This is a genomic window from Metabacillus fastidiosus NBRC 101226 (genome assembly GCF_001591625.1).
In the GTDB taxonomy this organism is placed as follows: domain Bacteria; phylum Bacillota; class Bacilli; order Bacillales; family Bacillaceae; genus Metabacillus; species Metabacillus fastidiosus.
The window spans coordinates 14,070-31,903 of the sequence record NZ_BCVG01000037.1; the positions used below are offsets into that span (position 1 = coordinate 14,070).

The window sequence follows — 17,834 nt, forward strand, 5'->3', positions numbered from 1 at the left end:
CGTTGTTTGGTGTCTTTTTTACATTTAAGGAGGAATTTAATATGGAAAAACAACTTTCATTTAAACTTCCGGAAATCGATAGAGATCAAACAAAAGCAGCTGTGGAAGCAGCATTTGAAAAGTATCGTTTTTATTTACTCACAGTTCCAGAAGAAAGACTTCCTAAAGTAACGGCATCATATTCACTTGTTCCTCCTACAAATACGAATGCTTTCCATTCATCAACAGAAGATGCTGTGATTGGTAAGGTAGATTTTGAACGTGAGCGTGATAAATATTTAGATTGGATTATCCATGGTGTGAATCGATTATCTAAAATGGAACGTGAGATTATATATAAAAGATATTTAGAAGATGAAGAAACATTCGATTATGAAATTTATAGTGAATTAATCCTAAGTGAAAGAAGGTATTATCGACTAAAAGCGAGAATATTTTACAAGCTTGCTTTTGTTCTTAGAATTGAAGTTTATAAAGATGAGGAGCATTCGTAAGAGTGCTCTTTTAATATGAAAAGGAGAAGATTTTTTATGAATAAACTTAGTGCATTAAATGTTCTTGAAAATACAGTCGATAAGATAGAAAAGTTTTTAGAACTAAAAGAATCTGTGTTAGAGAATGATTATGTAAAGCTTTTTGGAGAAGGATCAAAAGTTGTTTCTTTACTTACCAAGTCTAGTAGTTTGATAATGCAAAAAAAGTTTGAATCCTTCTTAGCTGGCTTTAATTTTGAAAATAAACCAACTGAACAACAATTGTTAAAATTAGAACGATATATTGATAATGAAACAAAAGCCGAATTTATTGCAGATACTTTTTCGAAAATATTACTATCGAAATCAAGTAAGACATGTTTAGTCATGGGTACAATTTTAAATTCTTTAGTAGAAAATAATGAAGAAATAAAACAAGAACACTTAATTGCAATTAACGCTTTAATAAATTTTTTTGATATTGATCTTATTAACTATATATTTATATGTGGATATTTAGGTACAGAAATACCAAAGTATCTATTAACTAAAGAATTTAAGGAAAAGGCAATTCAAAATCACCTAGACGATACAGATGTGTGGTTAACAATTGAAAAATGTGTTTCATTACAAATTATAAGTAGATATGATCTATTAGATTTAAATATTGATGAGAAAACACCATCTTTTAGTATGGGAGAGGTTAACCATCACTTTCAAATAAATAAAGCTGGACAATATTTATACAAATATATTCAAAGGATTGTTTAAATAATTGTCAGACAAACAGCAGATTTTTGGCAGGATAACGACAGATCATTTTTGTTTAACCATGTTAATATGGTATTAACGAAATATACTAAGAGAGCACCCATCTAATTTGATGAGATGTTTTTTATTAAACGATTAGCGTAATGAGGTGATAAATAGGATTTCATAAATTAGTATAAAATAAAGAGCTCCACAATGGAACTCTTCAAAGTACTAAATTGAAGCAAAATCATTCTCATCTGATGAGATAAGATAATTGTCACCAGAGCGGCTTAAGTAGCAACCTTCAAAATGAGCATGAATACAATTAGCGATATCTGAAACAGTGGTTTTTTCTTTCTGAGCTAAAATCATAAGGCTATAGTATTTTATATCAGGATTTTCCAATATAAATCCATTATTATTAGATCGTCCTATAGCTTTTGGTAAAAATTCAATTAGCGTATATCCTTCTTTTAATAGCAAACTTAAAATTTGATCTCCGAGTTCAGAAGGAGACTCAATAACAATGTTAGTTTCTGATTCTGAATTTACTTTAATTGCAAAATCCATTTTTGAATTTCACCTCCTTTTCTACAATATTAGACAAATAGAAGGGGATACCTTCTTGATGTCGAAAAATTATAAGGGAAGGGAGAGATGGATTTATGGATAAAATTGATCATATAGATAATCGGACAATTTGTAAAAGAGAAGGTACGGACCGATTTGTAATTGACAAGACTCTTTTTTTTGATTCGACTATTATTCCTGGGGATCAAGGTTTTGTTGATTTTGCTATTAAAGAGGCTAAAATTGCTTTTAAAGAGGGAAGAAAAGTATTTTTAGAAAAAATTTCGATTGAAAATAAAAATCTAACGAAAGAGGATGTACTATGTTTTGATAGTGAACAGGAATTTGAAGAATGGATACAAACATTATATGAATCTAAAATAATCTAGCACTCAGTTGAGTGCTTTTTCTTTTGTCCAAAAACAATATGGAGGTGGCGGTGATGTGAAATGAATTGGGAGGAAATCAGAAGAGAATGGGAAACATCTGATATTATATTAAAGGCATTAGCTGAGAAGCATGATATAAAGCTAGGTACATTAAAGAGTAGGAAAAGCCGTGAAGGATGGTTTAGGGATCCAACTAAAAAGGATGCAACCAAAAATGAAAAGGTTGCAACTATTAAAAAAGATGCAACTACTGGTGAATCGAGGAAAAGGAGTGGAAACCCTAATCCTAAAAATCAATTTACAAAACGGAACACAGCTGCTGTGAAGCATGGTTTCTTTGCAAAATACCTTCCTGCTGAAACTTTAGAGATCATGGAAGGAATGCAAGAACGATCACCAGCTGATTTAATATTCGATCACATACAGATTCAGTATGCAGCAATCATTCGAGCTCAGCAAATTATGTTTGTTACTGATAAGGATGAAATGATCAAAGAACTCAAAAACAGGAAAGCAGATTCAGGTGAAAACTATGAAACTTTGGAAGAGGAGTGGGAGTTTCAATTCGCTTGGGATCGTCATGCCACTTTCTTAAATGCTCAATCAAGAGCTATGAGTGAACTGAGAGGATTAATCAAACAGTTCAATGAGTTGGCCCATGATGAGGATGAACGCAGACTCAAACTTGAACAGATGCGCTTGAATATTGATAAAACGAAAGCAGAAGTGAGTAAGCTTGAAAATAACTCTAGCTCTGAAAAAGATGTTGCCGCAGCACTAAGGGGGTTAGTCGATGGAATTAACTCCAAAACAGATTGAAGTAGTTGAGAGTGTCCGGACTGAAAATCCTAAAATACTAATCTTGAGTGGCGCAAAACGTGCTGGTAAAACATACGTGGCTATCCTGCTTTATTTAGGGCATATTGCAACTTATGAAGGTCAAGGATTATCCTTCGTCATTGGCGGTGCGACTTATTCTTCTATCTGGCGGAATATCCTTAATGATATTGAAAATATTATCGGACGAGAGATTAAATTAGATAAGACCAACGCTTTCGAAATTTTCGGGAATAAAATCTATGTATTTGATGGCTCTAAGTCAGATAGTTGGAAGAAAGCAAGGGGATTTACTGCAGCTGGAGCCTTATTAAATGAAGGAACAGCTCTTCATGATAATTTTGTGAAAGAAGTTATTTCCCGTTGTTCTTATAAAGGAGCAAAAATCATCATTGATACAAACCCAGAAAATCCTGCTCATCCAGTGAAAGAGGACTATATTGATAAAGATGGCCAAAGGCTTGAAAGTGGTCGTTTAAACATTAGAGCCTTTCATTTTACACTGTATGATAATGTTTTTTTGGATCCGGAATATGTAGAGAGTATTGTTGCTTCTACTCCGAGTGGAATGTTTACAGACCGCGATATTAAAGGTCAATGGGTTGCAGCCGAAGGTGTTATTTATAAAGACTTTGATAAAAATAAACATTATATTGCTAGTATGGAAGGAATTAACTTTATACGTTATTTTGCAGGGGTGGACTGGGGATATGAGCATCATGGCTCAATCGTAGTCATTGGAGAAGATGACAAAGGATGCTATTACTTACTAGAAGAACATGCACACCAACATCAAGAAATAGATTTTTGGGTAGATGTCGTCAAAGAGATTCAATCTCGTTATGGTAACATCTTTTTTTATTGCGATTCGGCAAGACCAGAACATATTCAACGATTCAGACGTGAGAGAATACGAGCTGTAAATGCTGATAAAGCAGTAATTGCTGGTATTGAAGAAGTAGCGAGGTTATTCAAAACTGATAAGTTAAAAGTCGTTAAGAATAATGTTAAACGATTTGATAAAGAAATTTTTCTTTATGTATGGAATGAAGTAACCGGAGAGCCAGTGAAGCAATGGGATGATGTGTTAGATTCCTTACGCTATGCGATCTATACACAATTAAAACCACAGAGAAGAAGGACAGGAAGTAGGTGAAAGAAGTGCTTCAGTTCAAAAAACAAATCGATGCAAATGGAATTAACGAGGAAATTGTACAGGCTCTTATTCAATCTCATAAAGAAGATCATGACCGAACGAAACAATTATATGAGAGGTATAAGGCTGATGTAGATGGGCCCAAAATATTCAAACGCGGGCCAGCACGGTTTGATGGATTTGGTACCAATTCAGCTATCCGGAGATTAGATGATAAAGTTAATAATCTCTTAAACAATGCATTTGATGTAGATATAGTAGATACAAAGATTGGTTATATGTTTGGACATCCAATTGCTTATGATGTCGACAACAAAGACAAAGCAATAAAAGAGCAGCTTTCGGAATTCCTGTTACGCAACAATGCGGAAGATGACGATGCAGAGTGTGGGAAAATGGCAGCTATTTGCGGATATTCAGCGCGTTTAGCCTACATTGATAAAGAAGGAAAGGAACGTATTAAAAATATTGATCCCTGGGAAGCAGTGTTTATCGGAGAGGATATTCATGAACCGATTTATTCCTTACGATACTATTCATCTGATAATACTATCTTTGCAGAGTTTTATGATTACGTATATATTTATTATTTTTCACAAGCTAAAGGAAATGATTTTGAATTGGTTGATATTCAGCCACACATGTTTGAATATAATCCTCTTTTTGGGATTGCTAACAATAAAGAATTAAAAGCTGATGCAGAGAAAGTACTAGCTCTCATCGATGCATACGACCGAACATTATCTGATGCCTCGAATGAAATTGAACAGTATCGCTTGGCTTATCTTATTTTGAAAGGGATGGGTGCGGATGAAGATACATTAAAAGAGCTGAAAAAATCGGGGATATTTGAGTTGTTTGGTGAAAATGATGATGTGCGTTATCTTACTAAAGATATTAACGACACGATGATCGAGAATCATTTAAATAGATTAGAAGATAACATAATGCGCTTTGCTAAATCGGTGAATTTCGCTGATGAAAAGTTTGCCGGAAATGCGAGTGGTATTGCTATGAAGTTGAAAATGATGGCACTTGAAAATAAATGTATCACGATGGAAAGAAAATTCACTTCATCACTGCGTTATCAATTTAAAGTATTATTCAGCGCTTGGGCAAAAAGGAAAGGAGTTAATAGAGAGGATTACTTGAAAGTGTTCTTTGGCTTTAAACGTAATCTTCCAGCTAATATTTTAGATGAAGCACGGTCAACAAAAGAACTAAAAGGACATGTAAGTGAACGTACACGTCTTTCCCTTCTTTCATTTGTTGATAATGTCGATTATGAATTAGATGAAATGCAACAAGATGCTTTGCTGTACGGTGATCAGCTTGAACCGTTAGGCGGTGAAGAGGATGAACCAACAGGAGATTCATAACCGATTAGATAAACTGTTGGCAAAAGCTGAATCTGACATTGAGATTATTTTTGCTAAGCGATTAAAAGAAATTTTGTTTCGCATTTCTGAAATATATCGCAAGTATGGCAAAGGTGGGGAGCCGTCTTGGACTGATTTAAATAAGTACAATCGGTTTCAGAAGGAAATGGAAGTTATCTCAAAAATGTTCTCTGATGATTACCGGCAGCTTATTAAGGAAGTAAATAAAAGCATGGAGACGCAATATGTGGAGAATTTCTTAATGGCTGCCTTTCTGTTTCAGATGGCATCAGGTGAGGAAATGGGCTTTACTATTCCATCAACAGCTATTGTCCGTGAAGCTATCGCTAATCCGGTTGAATTTTTAACATTGCCTAAGATTTTTAAGCAGCATCGAGATGAAATAGTAAGAAAGATTAATATTGAAATTTCACAAGGACTTATTGCTGGCGAGAGCTATGCAGATATGGCTGAGAGGATTCGAAAAGCTGTTGGTTTTTCGCAAAAGAAAGCTAGACTGGTTGCGAGAACAGAGGCAGGAAGAGTTAGAAGTATTGCTGACGGAAAGGTAGCAGATCAAGCCTCTCAGTATGTGAAGATGGGAAAGGTTTGGATGAGTTCATTAGATTTACGTGTCCGGGCTTCTCATAGAAAGCTAGATGGTCAGAAAGCTGATAAAGATGGTTATTTCCATTATAAAGGTATGAAAGCAAAGGGACCGCATTTGTGGGGGAAAGCAGACATGGATATTAATTGTCGTTGTGTAGTAATGCATACTGTTAATGACATGATTCCAGAATATCGCCGTGGTCGAGATTATATGGATATTGATTATCAACAGAAGTTAGCAGATCGTATAGACTCGTTAATGGCTGATGAAGGATTAACATATTTACAATCACTTAAAAAGGCTCAAAAGGAAGTACAGCCGCCTTCGGTTACTATTCCTTATGTAACATTTGAAGAGTGGAAAAAGAAGTTAGCTTCATAAAATTGTCTTTAGCCAACAGACATAAAACAGGGCTATTTATTATGTGTTTCGTGGGTGGAGACGTACGAAGGACAAGGAGGAAACTAATATGCAAGTAAATTTTGAAGAATTAAAAGCGCTTATTGAAGCTGGGGACAAGTCGGCTTTCATTCAACATATTTTTAAGTCGTTGGAGAAAGGTGACATATTAACGGCAGTGACAACAAATGCAGCAGTAAAAAGTGATTTGGATTCAGAAAAGGATAAGCATCATCATACAGCTTTGGAAACATGGAAGTCTAATAATCTTGAAGCTATGGTGGAGGCAGAACTTACGAAACGTAATCCACAGGAAACAGAGGAACAGAAGCGTATTGCTGCACTTGAGAAAGAGTTAGAGAGTCAGAAGAAAGCAGCTCAAAAAGAGAAACTCATGAATATTGCGATGAAGCAAGCGACTGATAAAGGATTGCCAACTGATATTGTTAATTTCTTTTTAGCAGAAGATGAAGAGTCTACAACAGCAAACCTTGGCAGATTTGAAGAAGTATACACAAAAGCAGTACAGGCAGCAGTAGAAAACAAATTTAAAGAAAATGGCCGTGATGTAAATAAGGGGTTTAGTGGAAGTAGCAATGATGGAGATTACGGCAAAGAGATTGCCAAAGAATTCAATGGAAATGTTGAAGGTGCAGTTAAAGCACAAGAAAACTATTTTGGATAGGAGTGATAATCAATGAAATATGTAGAAACGACTTATACAAATAAAAAAACGATCTTAAAATTCCCTGATCATTATGTAAACCTGGCGATCACAGTGAATGATGCAGGTGTTGCAACAAATACAGAAGGTAAGAAGATTGTTGCTGCTGGCACAATTCTTGGTGGTGGTGTATTAGCAGATCAAACTAAAAAAGCAGTAAAAGCAACAACTACTACAGGTGTATCAAATGCGGAAGGTGTGTTGTTTGAGGATGTGGATGTTACTTACGGGCCTGCTTCAGGAGCTTTATTAATCCATGGTTTCGTTGATTTAAACAAACTACCGGCCACTCCAACTGCAGAAGAAATGACTGCATTAAAACAGATTACATTTTTGAAATAAGAGAGGATGAATGAGTATGCCAACTATTTTTGATAATGTAAGTGCGAAAAATATTGCTGCTTACTACAGTGAGAGAGTTTCTAATCGTATTCCATACCTTGGTGAAACACTTTTTCCTGCGAAGAAACAATTGGGACTAGATTTAAGTTGGATCAAAGGTGCAAATGGGCTGCCGGTTGCGTTGATGCCATCTGCTTTTGATACAAAAGCAACATTGCGTGACCGTATCGGATTTAAGGAAGTACAAACGGAAATGCCATTTTTCCGTGAAGCAATGCAGATCGGTGAAAAAGACCGTCAACAACTAAATACATTGGCTGCTTCCAATGCAGATGCAATGGTCAAAACCGTAGTTAATAAGATTTTTGATGATGTAACCACTCTTGTAGACGGTGCAACGGTACAACCAGAGCGTATGCGCATGCAGCTATTATCTACCGGTACTATTGCTATTGTAGCGAACCGTCAGGATTACACATACGATTACAAAATGAGTGAAGATCATAAAGAGGAGCTGCTTATGACTGCAAAATGGTCAGATACAGCAAACTCAACACCGATCCAAGACATTACTAAATGGCAGGATACAGTCGAGGATGATACTGGTGAGCGTCCAACACGTGCTATATTAACACGCAAAACGTGGAACTATCTGATGGAGAATAAATCTATTAAATTGGATATGAATCCAATTGGTGGACAAAATGTTATTTTGACAGATAGCATGTTACGTCAGTATTTAGAAGCCAAAACGGGAGTTACATTTGCTGTGTACAACAAAAAATATATCGCAGAAGATGGCACAACGAAGAATTTCTATCCAGACGATCATATCACTTTAATTCCTGGAAGTGGTACATTAGGCAACACATACTATGGTACAACACCAGAGGAATCTGATTTAATGACAGGCTCTACAAATGCTGATGTAAGAATTGTTAATACAGGTGTAGCAATTACAACAATTAAAGAAGCACATCCGGTTAACGTACAAACTATTGTGTCTGAAATTGTTCTTCCATCATTCGAGAACCTTGATAAAATCTTTATCGCAAAAGTGAGCTAAGGAGTGAAATCTAGTGACTGAAACAACAGAAATACAATCTTCAAAGACTACTAAAGTCGAAGTGGTTTTTAATCGTAATGTAAAGTACGGGAAGGATCGTTATAAAAAAGGTGACTCTTTATCAGTTACAAAAAAAGCACAAGAAGAATTAGAAGAAGCCGGTGTTATTGAAGTAGGTGAGTAATATGTGGAAACCCACACCAGAAGAAATTAAAGAAATTAAAGGTATAAATAGGGAGCGAAGCACAGTGAACGATGATTATTACGGTGCTATGCTCCCTATTTTATTGGAGCATGTAGAGGCTTACTGTAATAATTCGTTCCGTCCTCCAGATATTCCAGGTGGTGTGAAAATTTTTCTCGCTAAAGCTATTGAACATAATCAGCTAAAAACAGGACTGAAAAGCCGGTCGATGGGATCTGTTTCATATTCATACGATTTAGAGTTTCCAGAGACTCTTTACAAGTATTTACGTCCCTATAAGAAGGTGAAATTCCATGCTTCACGATGAATTTCCACATGAAGTCACAATTCAGGAGTTAGCCTCAGTTTCCGATGGTGGAGGCGGTCATAAAAAAGCATGGACAACTTTCTTAACAATGGAAGGTTTCATGGATACACCAACTAGTAAAGAACGCTATGAAGCAATGCAATTGAACAATCCACTTGACCGTTATTTGTATTATCCATATAGGACTGATATAAAAACGGATATGCGTGCTGTATTTGAAGAGGAAACATACGAAATAGTCGGCCGTCCTGAAGATCAGGGAGGACAGCATGAAATTATACGGCTGCCATTAAAATTGGTGCAGAATGGCTAGAATCAGAAGAAGATTTGGCGGTGCTGATCTTGCTCATGCATTAGAGGAATACGGTGATCAAATTGAGAGTGAAGTGAAACGAATTGTTGCAGAAACGGCTTATATTATTCAATCTAATGCCCGATCACTAGCTCCAGTAGATGATGGGAATTTAAGGAGTAGCATTGAGGTACAACTTTTAGAAGGGGGATTAACAGCAAGGGTGACAGTGAGTGCTCATTATGCGATTTACGTTGAGTACGGTACCGGTATTTATGCTAAAAACGGTGATGGTCGCACAACACCTTGGACATACTATTCTACTAAATTAGGAAGATATGTAACTACAAGAGGTCAGCGTCCACAAGAGTTTTGGGGACCTGCAGTAGATATAGGCGAACGTCATTTTCGACAAGCTGTAGGTGGTTTGGGGTGATTAAATGAGTTATGAAACAGCCTTATGGGAATTACAAAAAGCTATTTATCAACGTCTGTCATCAGATCCGGTAATCTCGGGAATGGTTACAGGCGTTTTTGATGCTGTTCCAGAAAATCAAGCATATCCCTATGTTGTTATTGGCGAACCAAGTGAGTTGCCTTTTGATACAAAAAGCACATTTGGCGAGGAAATTAGTATCGTTATTCACGTGTGGTCTGATTATGCAGGAAAGAAAGAGACATATAACATTTTAAATGCCTGCTTAAAATCTCTTTCTTACAAACTAGACATAGAGGGTTTCAAATTATTGAAAGTAGAAAGGCGAGGAATGACCGTATTTGATGATATTGATCCGAAAATAAAACACGGGGTTTTACGAATGCGGTATACAATACAAAATATTTAAGGAGTGATGTATAGATGCAACAAGGTAAAGATACTATTTTACTTGTTCAATCAACAGATGCAGCTCTAGCAGCACAAGGTATGTTAATTGGTAACTTAACAGAAAATAGTTATTCAATTGAAAACGAAATTGTTGATGAACAGACGAAGTTTGGTCGTATCGTAGGATATGGCCAAAATAGTGAGTCATTTGAGTTCTTCGCATATGGCGAAACTGGTGATCCGGGACAAAAAGCAGTTCTTGATGCAATCAAAAAGAAAAAACAACTGAAAGTATGGGAAGTAGATATTAATAAAAATGCTAGTGGTAAACATGACGCTGTATTCGCTTATTGCATTGTAGAAAGTGTAGAGAAGTCTAATCCGCAAGATGGATTCACAGAAGTTTCTGCAACTGTGCAAGTTATCGGTTCTACACAAGAAGGGGAGCTTGATCCACTACCACCAGAAATGATTGAATTTGCTCGTTATGGATTTGAGAAACCGGGTGCAGCAACAGGGGAATTTCCTAACCAAAAGTCTACTCCCTGATGCGCCCGCGAATGTAACAGCTAGTATACCTACAGCAACGACGGTAACGTTGACGTGGGATGCTGTTGGCGGGGCTTCGTACCGAATTTATAAAGATAACGTACAAGTTGGAACTTCAGATACCAACACATATAAAGTAACTGGTTTAACTACAGCAACAGCATATAATTTTGAAGTTACCGCAGTGATAAACGAGGTTGAATCATTACGTAGCAATAAAATTACAGTCACGACAGCGTAAAAGGGCCATTTCTTGGCTCTTTTTTCTTTTCATAAATTACTATTTTAGGAGGAATGTAAAGATGGCAGTATTAACAGTTAAAGGTAGAGAACTTGAAGGGAAATGTACTTTTAAATTTGATAAATTAGCAGATAAAAAATACGCAGGAGTAGATAAAGACGGTAACGAAACGGGAGGTTTTCATAATATCTATATGAATCTGCTGCAATATTCAAATAAGCATTTATTAGCGTTCTGGGATTGTGCACTTGATTACTTGAAGAAGGATAAACCTTCTCTTGAAGAAATTGAGGAAGCGATTGAAGATCGTTTTGAAGAAGACGGTGGAACAGAGGAAGCATTTAAGGAAGCTTTCAAAGCAATTGATGAATCTGCTTTTTTCGGGAAACAAGCTCGGAACTTCTGGCGCGACTTAGAGTTACTGAAAGAAACGGGAGTAGACGAGGAAGAAAAAGCAACGAATTTCAAGGCATACAACATGATGATCGCGGCCCGAGACGAGCTGAAGGCATAGATTATGATCAATTGTTTGTAGACTCTGCTCATTATCTACAAATATATGATGTTGACTTAATACTCTCGTGGACACCACGGGAGTTTAAAAATTTTATAAAAGGTGCACAGCTACGAACAGTCGATATTTATGAGCAAATGGCGAAGCAAGCTATGTTTAACCGTTATGCTCAAAATGCTAAAAAGGCGACGGAAAAGAAAATGTTCGATGCAGAAACAGCCAGAAAACGTATTTTGAATGATTCAGCTGATTGGAAGGAAAGTAGAGAGCCACGTATTGATTTGGAGCGTTATCGCAAAGCTCAGGAAGCCATGAAAAATTATAGACCACAGTAAAGGGGGATGACGGATGCTAGCTAATTTCACAGCTATTATAGGTGCTAATATTAGAGAATTTCAACGTCGTATCAGAGAAGCGCAGCGACAGGCAGAACGTTTTCAATTAACTGATATTACCGCACGAATTACAGCTAAAATCAATGAGTTCCGGGTTCGTATGGCGCAGGCTCGTGAACAATTGAGACGTTTTAGTCGGAGTGAAACAGTTGCGGAAATCAGGGCGCGAATCAATGACTTTACATCCAGTATTTTAAGAGCTAAAGCTTTAGCACAGGAGTTTGTCAGTGAACGAATTATTGCTCGTATCACTGCTAATACCAGAGGGTTTTTAAGAGGGTTAGCTGCAGCAAAAACAGCAGCTCTAGGATTTATAAGTGATCGAATTACTGCATTACTTAGCATAGATATAAGTCAATTTATGTCTCGTTTATCAGCTGCACGTGCAACAGCAAGTGCTTTTATTCGTGATAGAATCACAGCGATTATTAATGTAAATACTGGTGAGTTCATGGCAAGGTTAACTGCGGCAAGGATAGCAGTATCTGCTTTCGTTAGAGATCGTATTGTAGTAAGAATCAGAGCGAATACTACAGATTTTATGGCCCGATTAGCTACAGCTCAAGCAGCAGTGAACGCATTTATATATAATCGCATCATTGTGCCAATCAATGCTAATATCGGACGATTTACTGCGGGATTAGCAAACGCAAGAGCACAGGCTTCAGCCTTCATTCAGGATCGAATTATTGCTAGTATTCGAGCGAATACAAGTCAGTTTATGTCTCGCTTGGCAACAGCTAAGGCAGCAGCTAATGCTTTTATATATAACCGGATTATCGTGCCGGTTAATGCAAATATTGCTCGATTCACAGCAGGATTGGCGAATGCAAGAGCACAAGCGTCTACTTTTATCCGTGATCGCATTATTGCCAATATTAGAGCAAACACTAGCCAGTTTATGTCCCGACTAGCAGCTGCTAGAACAGCTGCGGTCGCATTTGTTCGGGATAGGATCACAGCTGTTGTCAATGCAAGCACTAGCCGTTTCTTTGGAGCACTTGCTGCAGTACGTGCAGCAATGAGTGCAATTGATGGTCGAAATATTATTATTGAAATTGAGGCACGTATTGAACGATTTCAGCAGACGATTGGACGTATCGCGAGTAATATTCGAGCGTTTAGTGAACTTATGAGTAATACACTAAGAGGTGCTTTTATTGCCCTTAGTTCTACTGCTTCTCCTATTTTAGCAAGTATTGGTGGATTGATTGGTGCACTTGGTCCTATGATCGGAACGGTAGCAGGATCAACATTTGCTCTTGTTACTGCATTCTTAGCAGCTGGGGCAGCAGCGGTTGCTTTTGCGGCAGTAGCAGTACCAGCCATTGTTAAAATTTTTGATGAAAAAGCGAAATTAAATAAAGCTCAAAAAGAAGCGAAAAAATCATTTGACGGTTTCAAAAAGACATATCAGGGGATTGCAAAAGAACTCGAAAAACCAGTGCTTGAAGTCTTTACAAAAGGTATGCAGGCAGCCAATAAAATGTTGCAGATGGCAAAGCCGTTGTTTGCTTCAGCAACTCAAGCTGTAAACAATCTGATGACAGCATTAAATAAGTCGTTAGAATCTCCACCAATTAAAGCATTTTTTGATTATTTAAATAAAGATACTGGTCCTTTGCTAGAGATCACCGGGAAAGCAATCGGGAATCTGTTCCAAGGTCTTATGAGCATGATGGTAGCATTTGGTCCATTGGCAATGAATACAGCTAATGGATTTTTACAGATGAGCCAAAATTTTGCTAAGTGGGCAGATGGATTATCCAAAAGTAAAAAGTTTGAGTCATTCGTCAATTACATCAACGAGAATATGCCGAAAATACGGGCGATCTTTCGAGATGCATTAGCAGGTGTGACTTATTTCTTTGCTGCATTTGGTCCATTGAGTTCGGATATGATGACTTCATTACAAAATATGATGGCAAGATTCAAAGAGTGGAGTGCCTCTCTAGGGCAAAATCAAGGATTCCAGAACTTTATTAGTTATGTTAGAGATAATGCACCGAAAGTAATCAGTTTAATAGGGAATCTAACTAATTTCCTTGTGAACTTAGGAATCGGTATGGCTCCTCTAGGCTCAAAATTACTGGATATGGTCAATGGATTTTTATCATGGACTAACAGCATGATGAGAGCACATCCGATTATTGGGCAAATTATTGCAGTACTTATTGCATTAGTAGGTGCTTTTATTGCAATTGTTCCAAATATTATTGCCTTTTCTACTTTATTCAGTGGATTAGGGACGGCGATTATGGGAGGACTAGGTAGAGCGTTAGGTTTTATTAGACCATTATTTGCTAACTTAGGTGCTACGATCGGTCGGATCTTCCCGTTTATAACAAACCTTGCTTCACGGGCATTACCTTTATTGGCAAGAGCATTTGGTCTCTTGGGCGGTCCGGTTGGATGGATTATTACTATTATTAGTGTACTAGCTTCTGTTTTTATCAGTTTATATAACAATAATGAAGCATTTCGTCAAAAAGTAGATGAAGTGTGGAATGCTGTAAAAACTGCTATTTCGACTGCTGTAAGTGCAATAGGGGAATTTTTAATGAGCACATGGTCGAAAATAACTCAATTTTGGAATGAAAACCAAGAGAGTATAAAAGCAGCAACACAGATTGTTTGGGATGCTATTGTCTCTAAAATTACTACAACGATGAACACTGTCATGGCGATTATTAGTTTTGTCTGGCCGGCTATCCAGTCGGTTATTTCTAATGCATGGAATGCTATTACAACAACAATTGGTGGAGCCATTGACGTTATTCTGGGTCTTGTGAAAACTTTCTCAGCATTAATACAAGGGGATTGGAAGGGTGTTTGGGAAGGTGTTAAGCAGATTGCGAGTGGTTTACTGCAAGGGATTTTAGGCGTAGTAAAACTGCAGTTCGGTACTTTTATCGGACCGATGAAAGATTTCGGCGGGAAAGCTAAGTCTACTATGCAATCAGCCTGGAATGTTGTTCAGACTATATTTAACAATACATTGAACACTATTAAAAATGCAGTGAAAACAGCATTTGATGCAGTGAAAAATACAATTTCAACGATCACTAACGGAATTAAATCCACTATCACAACGATTTGGAACAGTATTAAATCTTTCATCACTAGTGTTCTTAATGGAATTAGGTCTACAGTTACTTCTGTATGGAACACAATTAAATCGACTATCTCTAATACGCTGAACAGTATCAAGTCCACTAGTACAAGTATTTGGAATTCGATTAAATCTGCTATATCAGGTGTGCTAAACGCTATTAAGTCTAATGTGACAAGTATATGGAATGTCATTAAATCAGCTATCACAAGTGCGATGAATAGCGTGAAATCTACTATTACGAGTGTCTGGAATAGTATTAAGTCAACCATTTCCAATGTGATGAATGGAATAAGATCAGGGATTACTTCTGCTTGGAATTCTATAAAATCTGCAGTAACGAGTGCTGTTAATAGCATTAAATCTGTTGTTGTGAATGTGTTTAATTCATTGAAGTCAGCTGTTACCAATGCTATGAATGGTGTAAAAACAGCTATTGTCAATGGATGGAATGCAGCTAAATCATTTTTATCATCTATTAATCTAGTAAGCATTGGGAGAAATATTATCCAAGGATTAATAAACGGAATAGGCTCTATGATGGGAGCAGTTCAAAGTAAAATTAAATCTATTGCAAGCACAATTACAAATGGGATTAAGGGTGCGTTAAGTATTCATTCTCCGTCACGTGTTATGCGTGATGAGGTGGGTGTTTGGATCACTAAAGGAATAGCCGTTGGTATGGAAGCAGCTATTAGTTCTGTTACATCAGCTACAAATAAGGTAGCGAAAGCAGCAGTTCCTGACTTTAAAAATGGAATGCAGGCAAGTGCCAACCTAATTAATCAATTTAATAAATTCATTGTAAACTCAAATAACCAGACAGCAAATGAAATAGCGAAGATAAAGAGACAATCCTCTACAGAAATTAAAAATATAGAAATCAAAACGGAAAAAGATATTGCAGCTATTCAAAAAAATGCAAAGCAAAAGAAAAGAGCATTAACAGCTTCTGAAGTCCGACAAATTGAAAGAATTCATGAAAACTCTTCTAAAAAAATTGCGGATATTCAGAAAAAGAGTGCTTCTGAAATTAAGAAAATTGAGTCGAATTTATTAAAGGATAAGTTAACATCAATCGAAAACTTTATTTCTAATAAGGGAAAGCTAGAAAATATATCTCTAGCAGATGAAGTGAAGATATGGGAAAAGGCTGTTACACAATTCAAAAATGGAACAGAAGAAAAACGTCTTGCCGAACTACAGCTTCGTGATGCCAAGTTGAACTACAACAAAGAGTTGTTTGAGAAAGAAAAGGCTTATATCGAAGAAAAGGTAAAGCTTAATAAAATGTCTCTTGTTCAAGAGTTAGCTGCATGGGAACAAGTATCACAACGTTATACAAAAGGTACGGCCGAGCGTATTGAAGCAGAACAAAAAGTTATGGAGATTAAGAGAGATATTCATGAGAAGTTGAAATCTTTAAGCGATGATTACTTAACAAAGATTCAAGAAGTCAATCAGAAGTTGATTGAGGATGAACAGAAACTTCGTGATGAATATCAAAAATCAGTTGATGATCGGACTGCTGCTTTGATTGGTTTTGCTGGAACATTTGAAGAAGTAGCAGAAAAGGAAGAGGTTGCAAGTCAATCTCTCATCGATAATTTGAAAAATCAGGTATCTGTGATGTCTGACTGGGCAAAGAACATGAAGGCTTTGGCTGCCAGGGGCGTAGATGATGGACTGATAGCAGAATTGCAAACAATGGGTCCTAAAGCTTTAGCTGAAACCAAAGCACTTATTTCGATGAGTGATGCACAGTTAAACGAGTTTCAAGGGCTATGGAAAGAGAAATCTAATATTGCCCGACAGCAAGCTGTTTCTGAAATGGAAGGTTTAAGGGTTGAGACTGAAAGTAAAATCGATGAGCTTCGTAAAAATACTAAAACAAAATTAGATTCACTGAAAAACGAATTTGTTGGTAAAGTAAAGGAAATTAGAACGGGCACAACTACTGAATTCAATGCTATGAATGCATCTTTACCTGTAATCGGACAAAATGCAATTAAAGGGTTAATTAATGGTATGAATGCCATGAGAGGAAATTTAGTGTCTACTGCTCAGGAGATTGCTGATTCTGTTCGTTCTACGATTCAAAGTGCTTTCGATATTCATTCACCATCCAGATGGATGAGGGACGTTATTGGTAAAAATCTTGTAAAAGGTTTGATTGTTGGTATTAATGCAATGGAAAGTAAAGCTATATCAGCGACTGCCAATATGACCGAGTGGTTTAAGCCTGATGTATCTAATATTAATATTAGCCGTTCATCTGTAGAAGTAGGACTTCAAATGGATGAACTGAAACGACAGATTGAACAGAAGTTGGATATTGATCTTTGGATACATCAGAAAGAAAATTGTTTTGCTGCAGGAGGATTTAAGCAAGAAGTTCACTTACATTCACCAACTGCTTTATCACCAAGCGAAAATGCGCGTGCATTGAGAAAAGTAGGACAGCAACAAGCCATAGAATGGGGGATCTAAATGGAGCGATTAACATTTACAAGTGCAACTGGGGAGGTCGTTCATTTCGGCGGTCCTCCTTTTTATTTACAAAAGGTTGATGGATTAGGTGATGTAGAAGCAGAAATACAACTACAAAAGTCCCCTTTTCAAGACGGGAGTACTCTAACCGACAGTATATTAAATGAGAGAATGATATCGATAGAGTTTCTAATTGTGCAAGATG

21 protein-coding genes and 1 pseudogene are annotated in these 17,834 nt (G+C 36.8%); 21 read left to right on the forward strand and 1 reads right to left on the reverse strand.

Annotation, left to right across the window (positions count from 1 at the left end):
- The first annotated feature begins 41 nt into the window (after positions 1-41).
- Together BFA01S_RS10830 and BFA01S_RS10835 are read left to right on the forward strand one after the other, a co-directional pair.
- Positions 42-494 (forward strand): ArpU family phage packaging/lysis transcriptional regulator, encoded by a 453-nt coding sequence (locus tag BFA01S_RS10830; RefSeq protein WP_066229764.1) that lies wholly within the window; start codon positions 42-44, stop codon positions 492-494.
- A 36-nt stretch (positions 495-530) separates the two neighbouring features.
- Positions 531-1,244, forward strand: coding sequence for a hypothetical protein (locus BFA01S_RS10835; protein ID WP_066229766.1), 714 nt, complete (start codon positions 531-533; stop codon positions 1,242-1,244).
- A gap of 213 nt (positions 1,245-1,457) precedes the next feature.
- On the opposite strand, the gene BFA01S_RS10840 is transcribed toward BFA01S_RS10835, so the two are convergent.
- Complete coding sequence (locus BFA01S_RS10840; protein ID WP_066229769.1) at positions 1,458-1,796, reverse strand: hypothetical protein; 339 nt, start codon at positions 1,794-1,796, stop codon at positions 1,458-1,460.
- Between the two features lie 95 nt (positions 1,797-1,891).
- Here BFA01S_RS10840 and BFA01S_RS10845 point away from each other — a divergent pair, with 95 nt between their 5' ends.
- From BFA01S_RS10845 to BFA01S_RS10925, 19 genes and pseudogenes are all read left to right on the forward strand, one after another.
- Positions 1,892-2,185 carry a hypothetical protein gene (locus BFA01S_RS10845; RefSeq protein ID WP_066229772.1) on the forward strand — a complete coding sequence of 98 codons (294 nt, stop codon included), beginning with the start codon at positions 1,892-1,894 and terminating at the stop codon, positions 2,183-2,185.
- 60 nt (positions 2,186-2,245) lie between these two features.
- Positions 2,246-3,004 carry a phage terminase small subunit gene (terS, locus tag BFA01S_RS10850; RefSeq protein WP_066229775.1) on the forward strand — a complete coding sequence of 253 codons (759 nt, stop codon included), beginning with the start codon at positions 2,246-2,248 and terminating at the stop codon, positions 3,002-3,004.
- Positions 2,979-4,178 (forward strand): PBSX family phage terminase large subunit, encoded by a 1,200-nt coding sequence (locus BFA01S_RS10855; RefSeq protein WP_066229779.1) that lies wholly within the window; start codon positions 2,979-2,981, stop codon positions 4,176-4,178. The genes terS and BFA01S_RS10855 overlap by 26 nt, the downstream gene beginning before the upstream one ends.
- Positions 4,179-4,183: 5 nt before the next feature.
- Positions 4,184-5,557, forward strand: coding sequence for a phage portal protein (locus BFA01S_RS10860; RefSeq protein ID WP_066229818.1), 1,374 nt, complete (start codon positions 4,184-4,186; stop codon positions 5,555-5,557).
- Complete coding sequence (locus BFA01S_RS10865; protein ID WP_066229782.1) at positions 5,535-6,548, forward strand: phage minor head protein; 1,014 nt, start codon at positions 5,535-5,537, stop codon at positions 6,546-6,548. Before BFA01S_RS10860 ends, BFA01S_RS10865 begins: the two co-directional genes overlap by 23 nt.
- A gap of 88 nt (positions 6,549-6,636) precedes the next feature.
- On the forward strand, positions 6,637-7,251 hold the full coding sequence (locus tag BFA01S_RS10870; protein WP_066229785.1) for a DUF4355 domain-containing protein: 615 nt from the start codon (positions 6,637-6,639) through the stop codon (positions 7,249-7,251).
- A 12-nt stretch (positions 7,252-7,263) separates the two neighbouring features.
- The gene (locus BFA01S_RS10875; RefSeq protein ID WP_066229788.1) at positions 7,264-7,632 is read left to right on the forward strand and encodes a hypothetical protein; all 369 of its coding nucleotides are present in this window, start codon (positions 7,264-7,266) and stop codon (positions 7,630-7,632) included.
- Between the two features lie 16 nt (positions 7,633-7,648).
- Positions 7,649-8,698 (forward strand): major capsid protein, encoded by a 1,050-nt coding sequence (locus BFA01S_RS10880; RefSeq protein WP_066229791.1) that lies wholly within the window; start codon positions 7,649-7,651, stop codon positions 8,696-8,698.
- Positions 8,699-8,711: 13 nt separating this feature from the next.
- On the forward strand, positions 8,712-8,882 hold the full coding sequence (locus tag BFA01S_RS22415; protein ID WP_156483600.1) for a DUF7210 family protein: 171 nt from the start codon (positions 8,712-8,714) through the stop codon (positions 8,880-8,882).
- A gap of 1 nt (position 8,883) precedes the next feature.
- Positions 8,884-9,210, forward strand: coding sequence for a phage head-tail connector protein (locus BFA01S_RS10885; protein ID WP_066229795.1), 327 nt, complete (start codon positions 8,884-8,886; stop codon positions 9,208-9,210).
- Positions 9,197-9,523 (forward strand): phage head closure protein, encoded by a 327-nt coding sequence (locus tag BFA01S_RS10890; protein ID WP_066229801.1) that lies wholly within the window; start codon positions 9,197-9,199, stop codon positions 9,521-9,523. The genes BFA01S_RS10885 and BFA01S_RS10890 overlap by 14 nt, the downstream gene beginning before the upstream one ends.
- On the forward strand, positions 9,516-9,938 hold the full coding sequence (locus tag BFA01S_RS10895; RefSeq protein WP_066229804.1) for an HK97-gp10 family putative phage morphogenesis protein: 423 nt from the start codon (positions 9,516-9,518) through the stop codon (positions 9,936-9,938). Before BFA01S_RS10890 ends, BFA01S_RS10895 begins: the two co-directional genes overlap by 8 nt.
- A 4-nt stretch (positions 9,939-9,942) precedes the next feature.
- Positions 9,943-10,347, forward strand: a complete 405-nt coding sequence (locus tag BFA01S_RS10900; protein WP_066229806.1) for a DUF3168 domain-containing protein — start codon at positions 9,943-9,945, stop codon at positions 10,345-10,347.
- 14 nt (positions 10,348-10,361) lie between these two features.
- The gene (locus BFA01S_RS10905) at positions 10,362-10,877 is read left to right on the forward strand and encodes a phage major tail protein, TP901-1 family (protein WP_066229809.1); all 516 of its coding nucleotides are present in this window, start codon (positions 10,362-10,364) and stop codon (positions 10,875-10,877) included.
- Positions 10,816-11,118, forward strand: coding sequence for a fibronectin type III domain-containing protein (locus tag BFA01S_RS23445; RefSeq protein ID WP_156483601.1), 303 nt, complete (start codon positions 10,816-10,818; stop codon positions 11,116-11,118). Before BFA01S_RS10905 ends, BFA01S_RS23445 begins: the two co-directional genes overlap by 62 nt.
- 61 nt (positions 11,119-11,179) lie before the next feature.
- Positions 11,180-11,632, forward strand: a complete 453-nt coding sequence (locus BFA01S_RS10910; protein WP_066229812.1) for a tail assembly chaperone — start codon at positions 11,180-11,182, stop codon at positions 11,630-11,632.
- Between the two features lie 137 nt (positions 11,633-11,769).
- The gene (locus BFA01S_RS22825; protein WP_169800469.1) at positions 11,770-11,967 is read left to right on the forward strand and encodes a hypothetical protein; all 198 of its coding nucleotides are present in this window, start codon (positions 11,770-11,772) and stop codon (positions 11,965-11,967) included.
- Positions 11,968-11,980: 13 nt separating this feature from the next.
- The gene (locus BFA01S_RS10920; protein ID WP_066229815.1) at positions 11,981-17,629 is read left to right on the forward strand and encodes a hypothetical protein; all 5,649 of its coding nucleotides are present in this window, start codon (positions 11,981-11,983) and stop codon (positions 17,627-17,629) included.
- A pseudogene (locus BFA01S_RS10925) lies at positions 17,630-17,834 on the forward strand (phage tail family protein); the annotation flags it as partial.

Excerpts from the sequence above, each read along its gene's own strand:
- BFA01S_RS22825 (WP_169800469.1), top strand. The coding sequence starts at position 11,770 with ATGGCGAAGCAAGCTATGTTTAACCGTTATGCTCAAAATGCTAAAAAG.
- BFA01S_RS10865 (WP_066229782.1), top strand. The coding sequence starts at position 5,535 with ATGAACCAACAGGAGATTCATAACCGATTAGATAAACTGTTGGCAAAA.
- BFA01S_RS10870 (WP_066229785.1), top strand. The coding sequence starts at position 6,637 with ATGCAAGTAAATTTTGAAGAATTAAAAGCGCTTATTGAAGCTGGGGAC.
- BFA01S_RS10880 (WP_066229791.1), top strand. The coding sequence starts at position 7,649 with ATGCCAACTATTTTTGATAATGTAAGTGCGAAAAATATTGCTGCTTAC.
- terS (WP_066229775.1), top strand. The coding sequence starts at position 2,246 with ATGAATTGGGAGGAAATCAGAAGAGAATGGGAAACATCTGATATTATA.
- BFA01S_RS10905 (WP_066229809.1), top strand. The coding sequence starts at position 10,362 with ATGCAACAAGGTAAAGATACTATTTTACTTGTTCAATCAACAGATGCA.
- BFA01S_RS10830 (WP_066229764.1), top strand. The coding sequence starts at position 42 with ATGGAAAAACAACTTTCATTTAAACTTCCGGAAATCGATAGAGATCAA.
- BFA01S_RS10890 (WP_066229801.1), top strand. The coding sequence starts at position 9,197 with ATGCTTCACGATGAATTTCCACATGAAGTCACAATTCAGGAGTTAGCC.
- BFA01S_RS10910 (WP_066229812.1), top strand. The coding sequence starts at position 11,180 with ATGGCAGTATTAACAGTTAAAGGTAGAGAACTTGAAGGGAAATGTACT.
- BFA01S_RS10900 (WP_066229806.1), top strand. The coding sequence starts at position 9,943 with ATGAGTTATGAAACAGCCTTATGGGAATTACAAAAAGCTATTTATCAA.
- BFA01S_RS10845 (WP_066229772.1), top strand. The coding sequence starts at position 1,892 with ATGGATAAAATTGATCATATAGATAATCGGACAATTTGTAAAAGAGAA.
- BFA01S_RS10875 (WP_066229788.1), top strand. The coding sequence starts at position 7,264 with ATGAAATATGTAGAAACGACTTATACAAATAAAAAAACGATCTTAAAA.
- BFA01S_RS10920 (WP_066229815.1), top strand. The coding sequence starts at position 11,981 with ATGCTAGCTAATTTCACAGCTATTATAGGTGCTAATATTAGAGAATTT.
- BFA01S_RS10885 (WP_066229795.1), top strand. The coding sequence starts at position 8,884 with ATGTGGAAACCCACACCAGAAGAAATTAAAGAAATTAAAGGTATAAAT.
- BFA01S_RS10855 (WP_066229779.1), top strand. The coding sequence starts at position 2,979 with ATGGAATTAACTCCAAAACAGATTGAAGTAGTTGAGAGTGTCCGGACT.
- BFA01S_RS10895 (WP_066229804.1), top strand. The coding sequence starts at position 9,516 with ATGGCTAGAATCAGAAGAAGATTTGGCGGTGCTGATCTTGCTCATGCA.
- BFA01S_RS10840 (WP_066229769.1), bottom strand. The coding sequence starts at position 1,796 with ATGGATTTTGCAATTAAAGTAAATTCAGAATCAGAAACTAACATTGTT.
- BFA01S_RS23445 (WP_156483601.1), top strand. The coding sequence starts at position 10,816 with ATGGATTTGAGAAACCGGGTGCAGCAACAGGGGAATTTCCTAACCAAA.
- BFA01S_RS10835 (WP_066229766.1), top strand. The coding sequence starts at position 531 with ATGAATAAACTTAGTGCATTAAATGTTCTTGAAAATACAGTCGATAAG.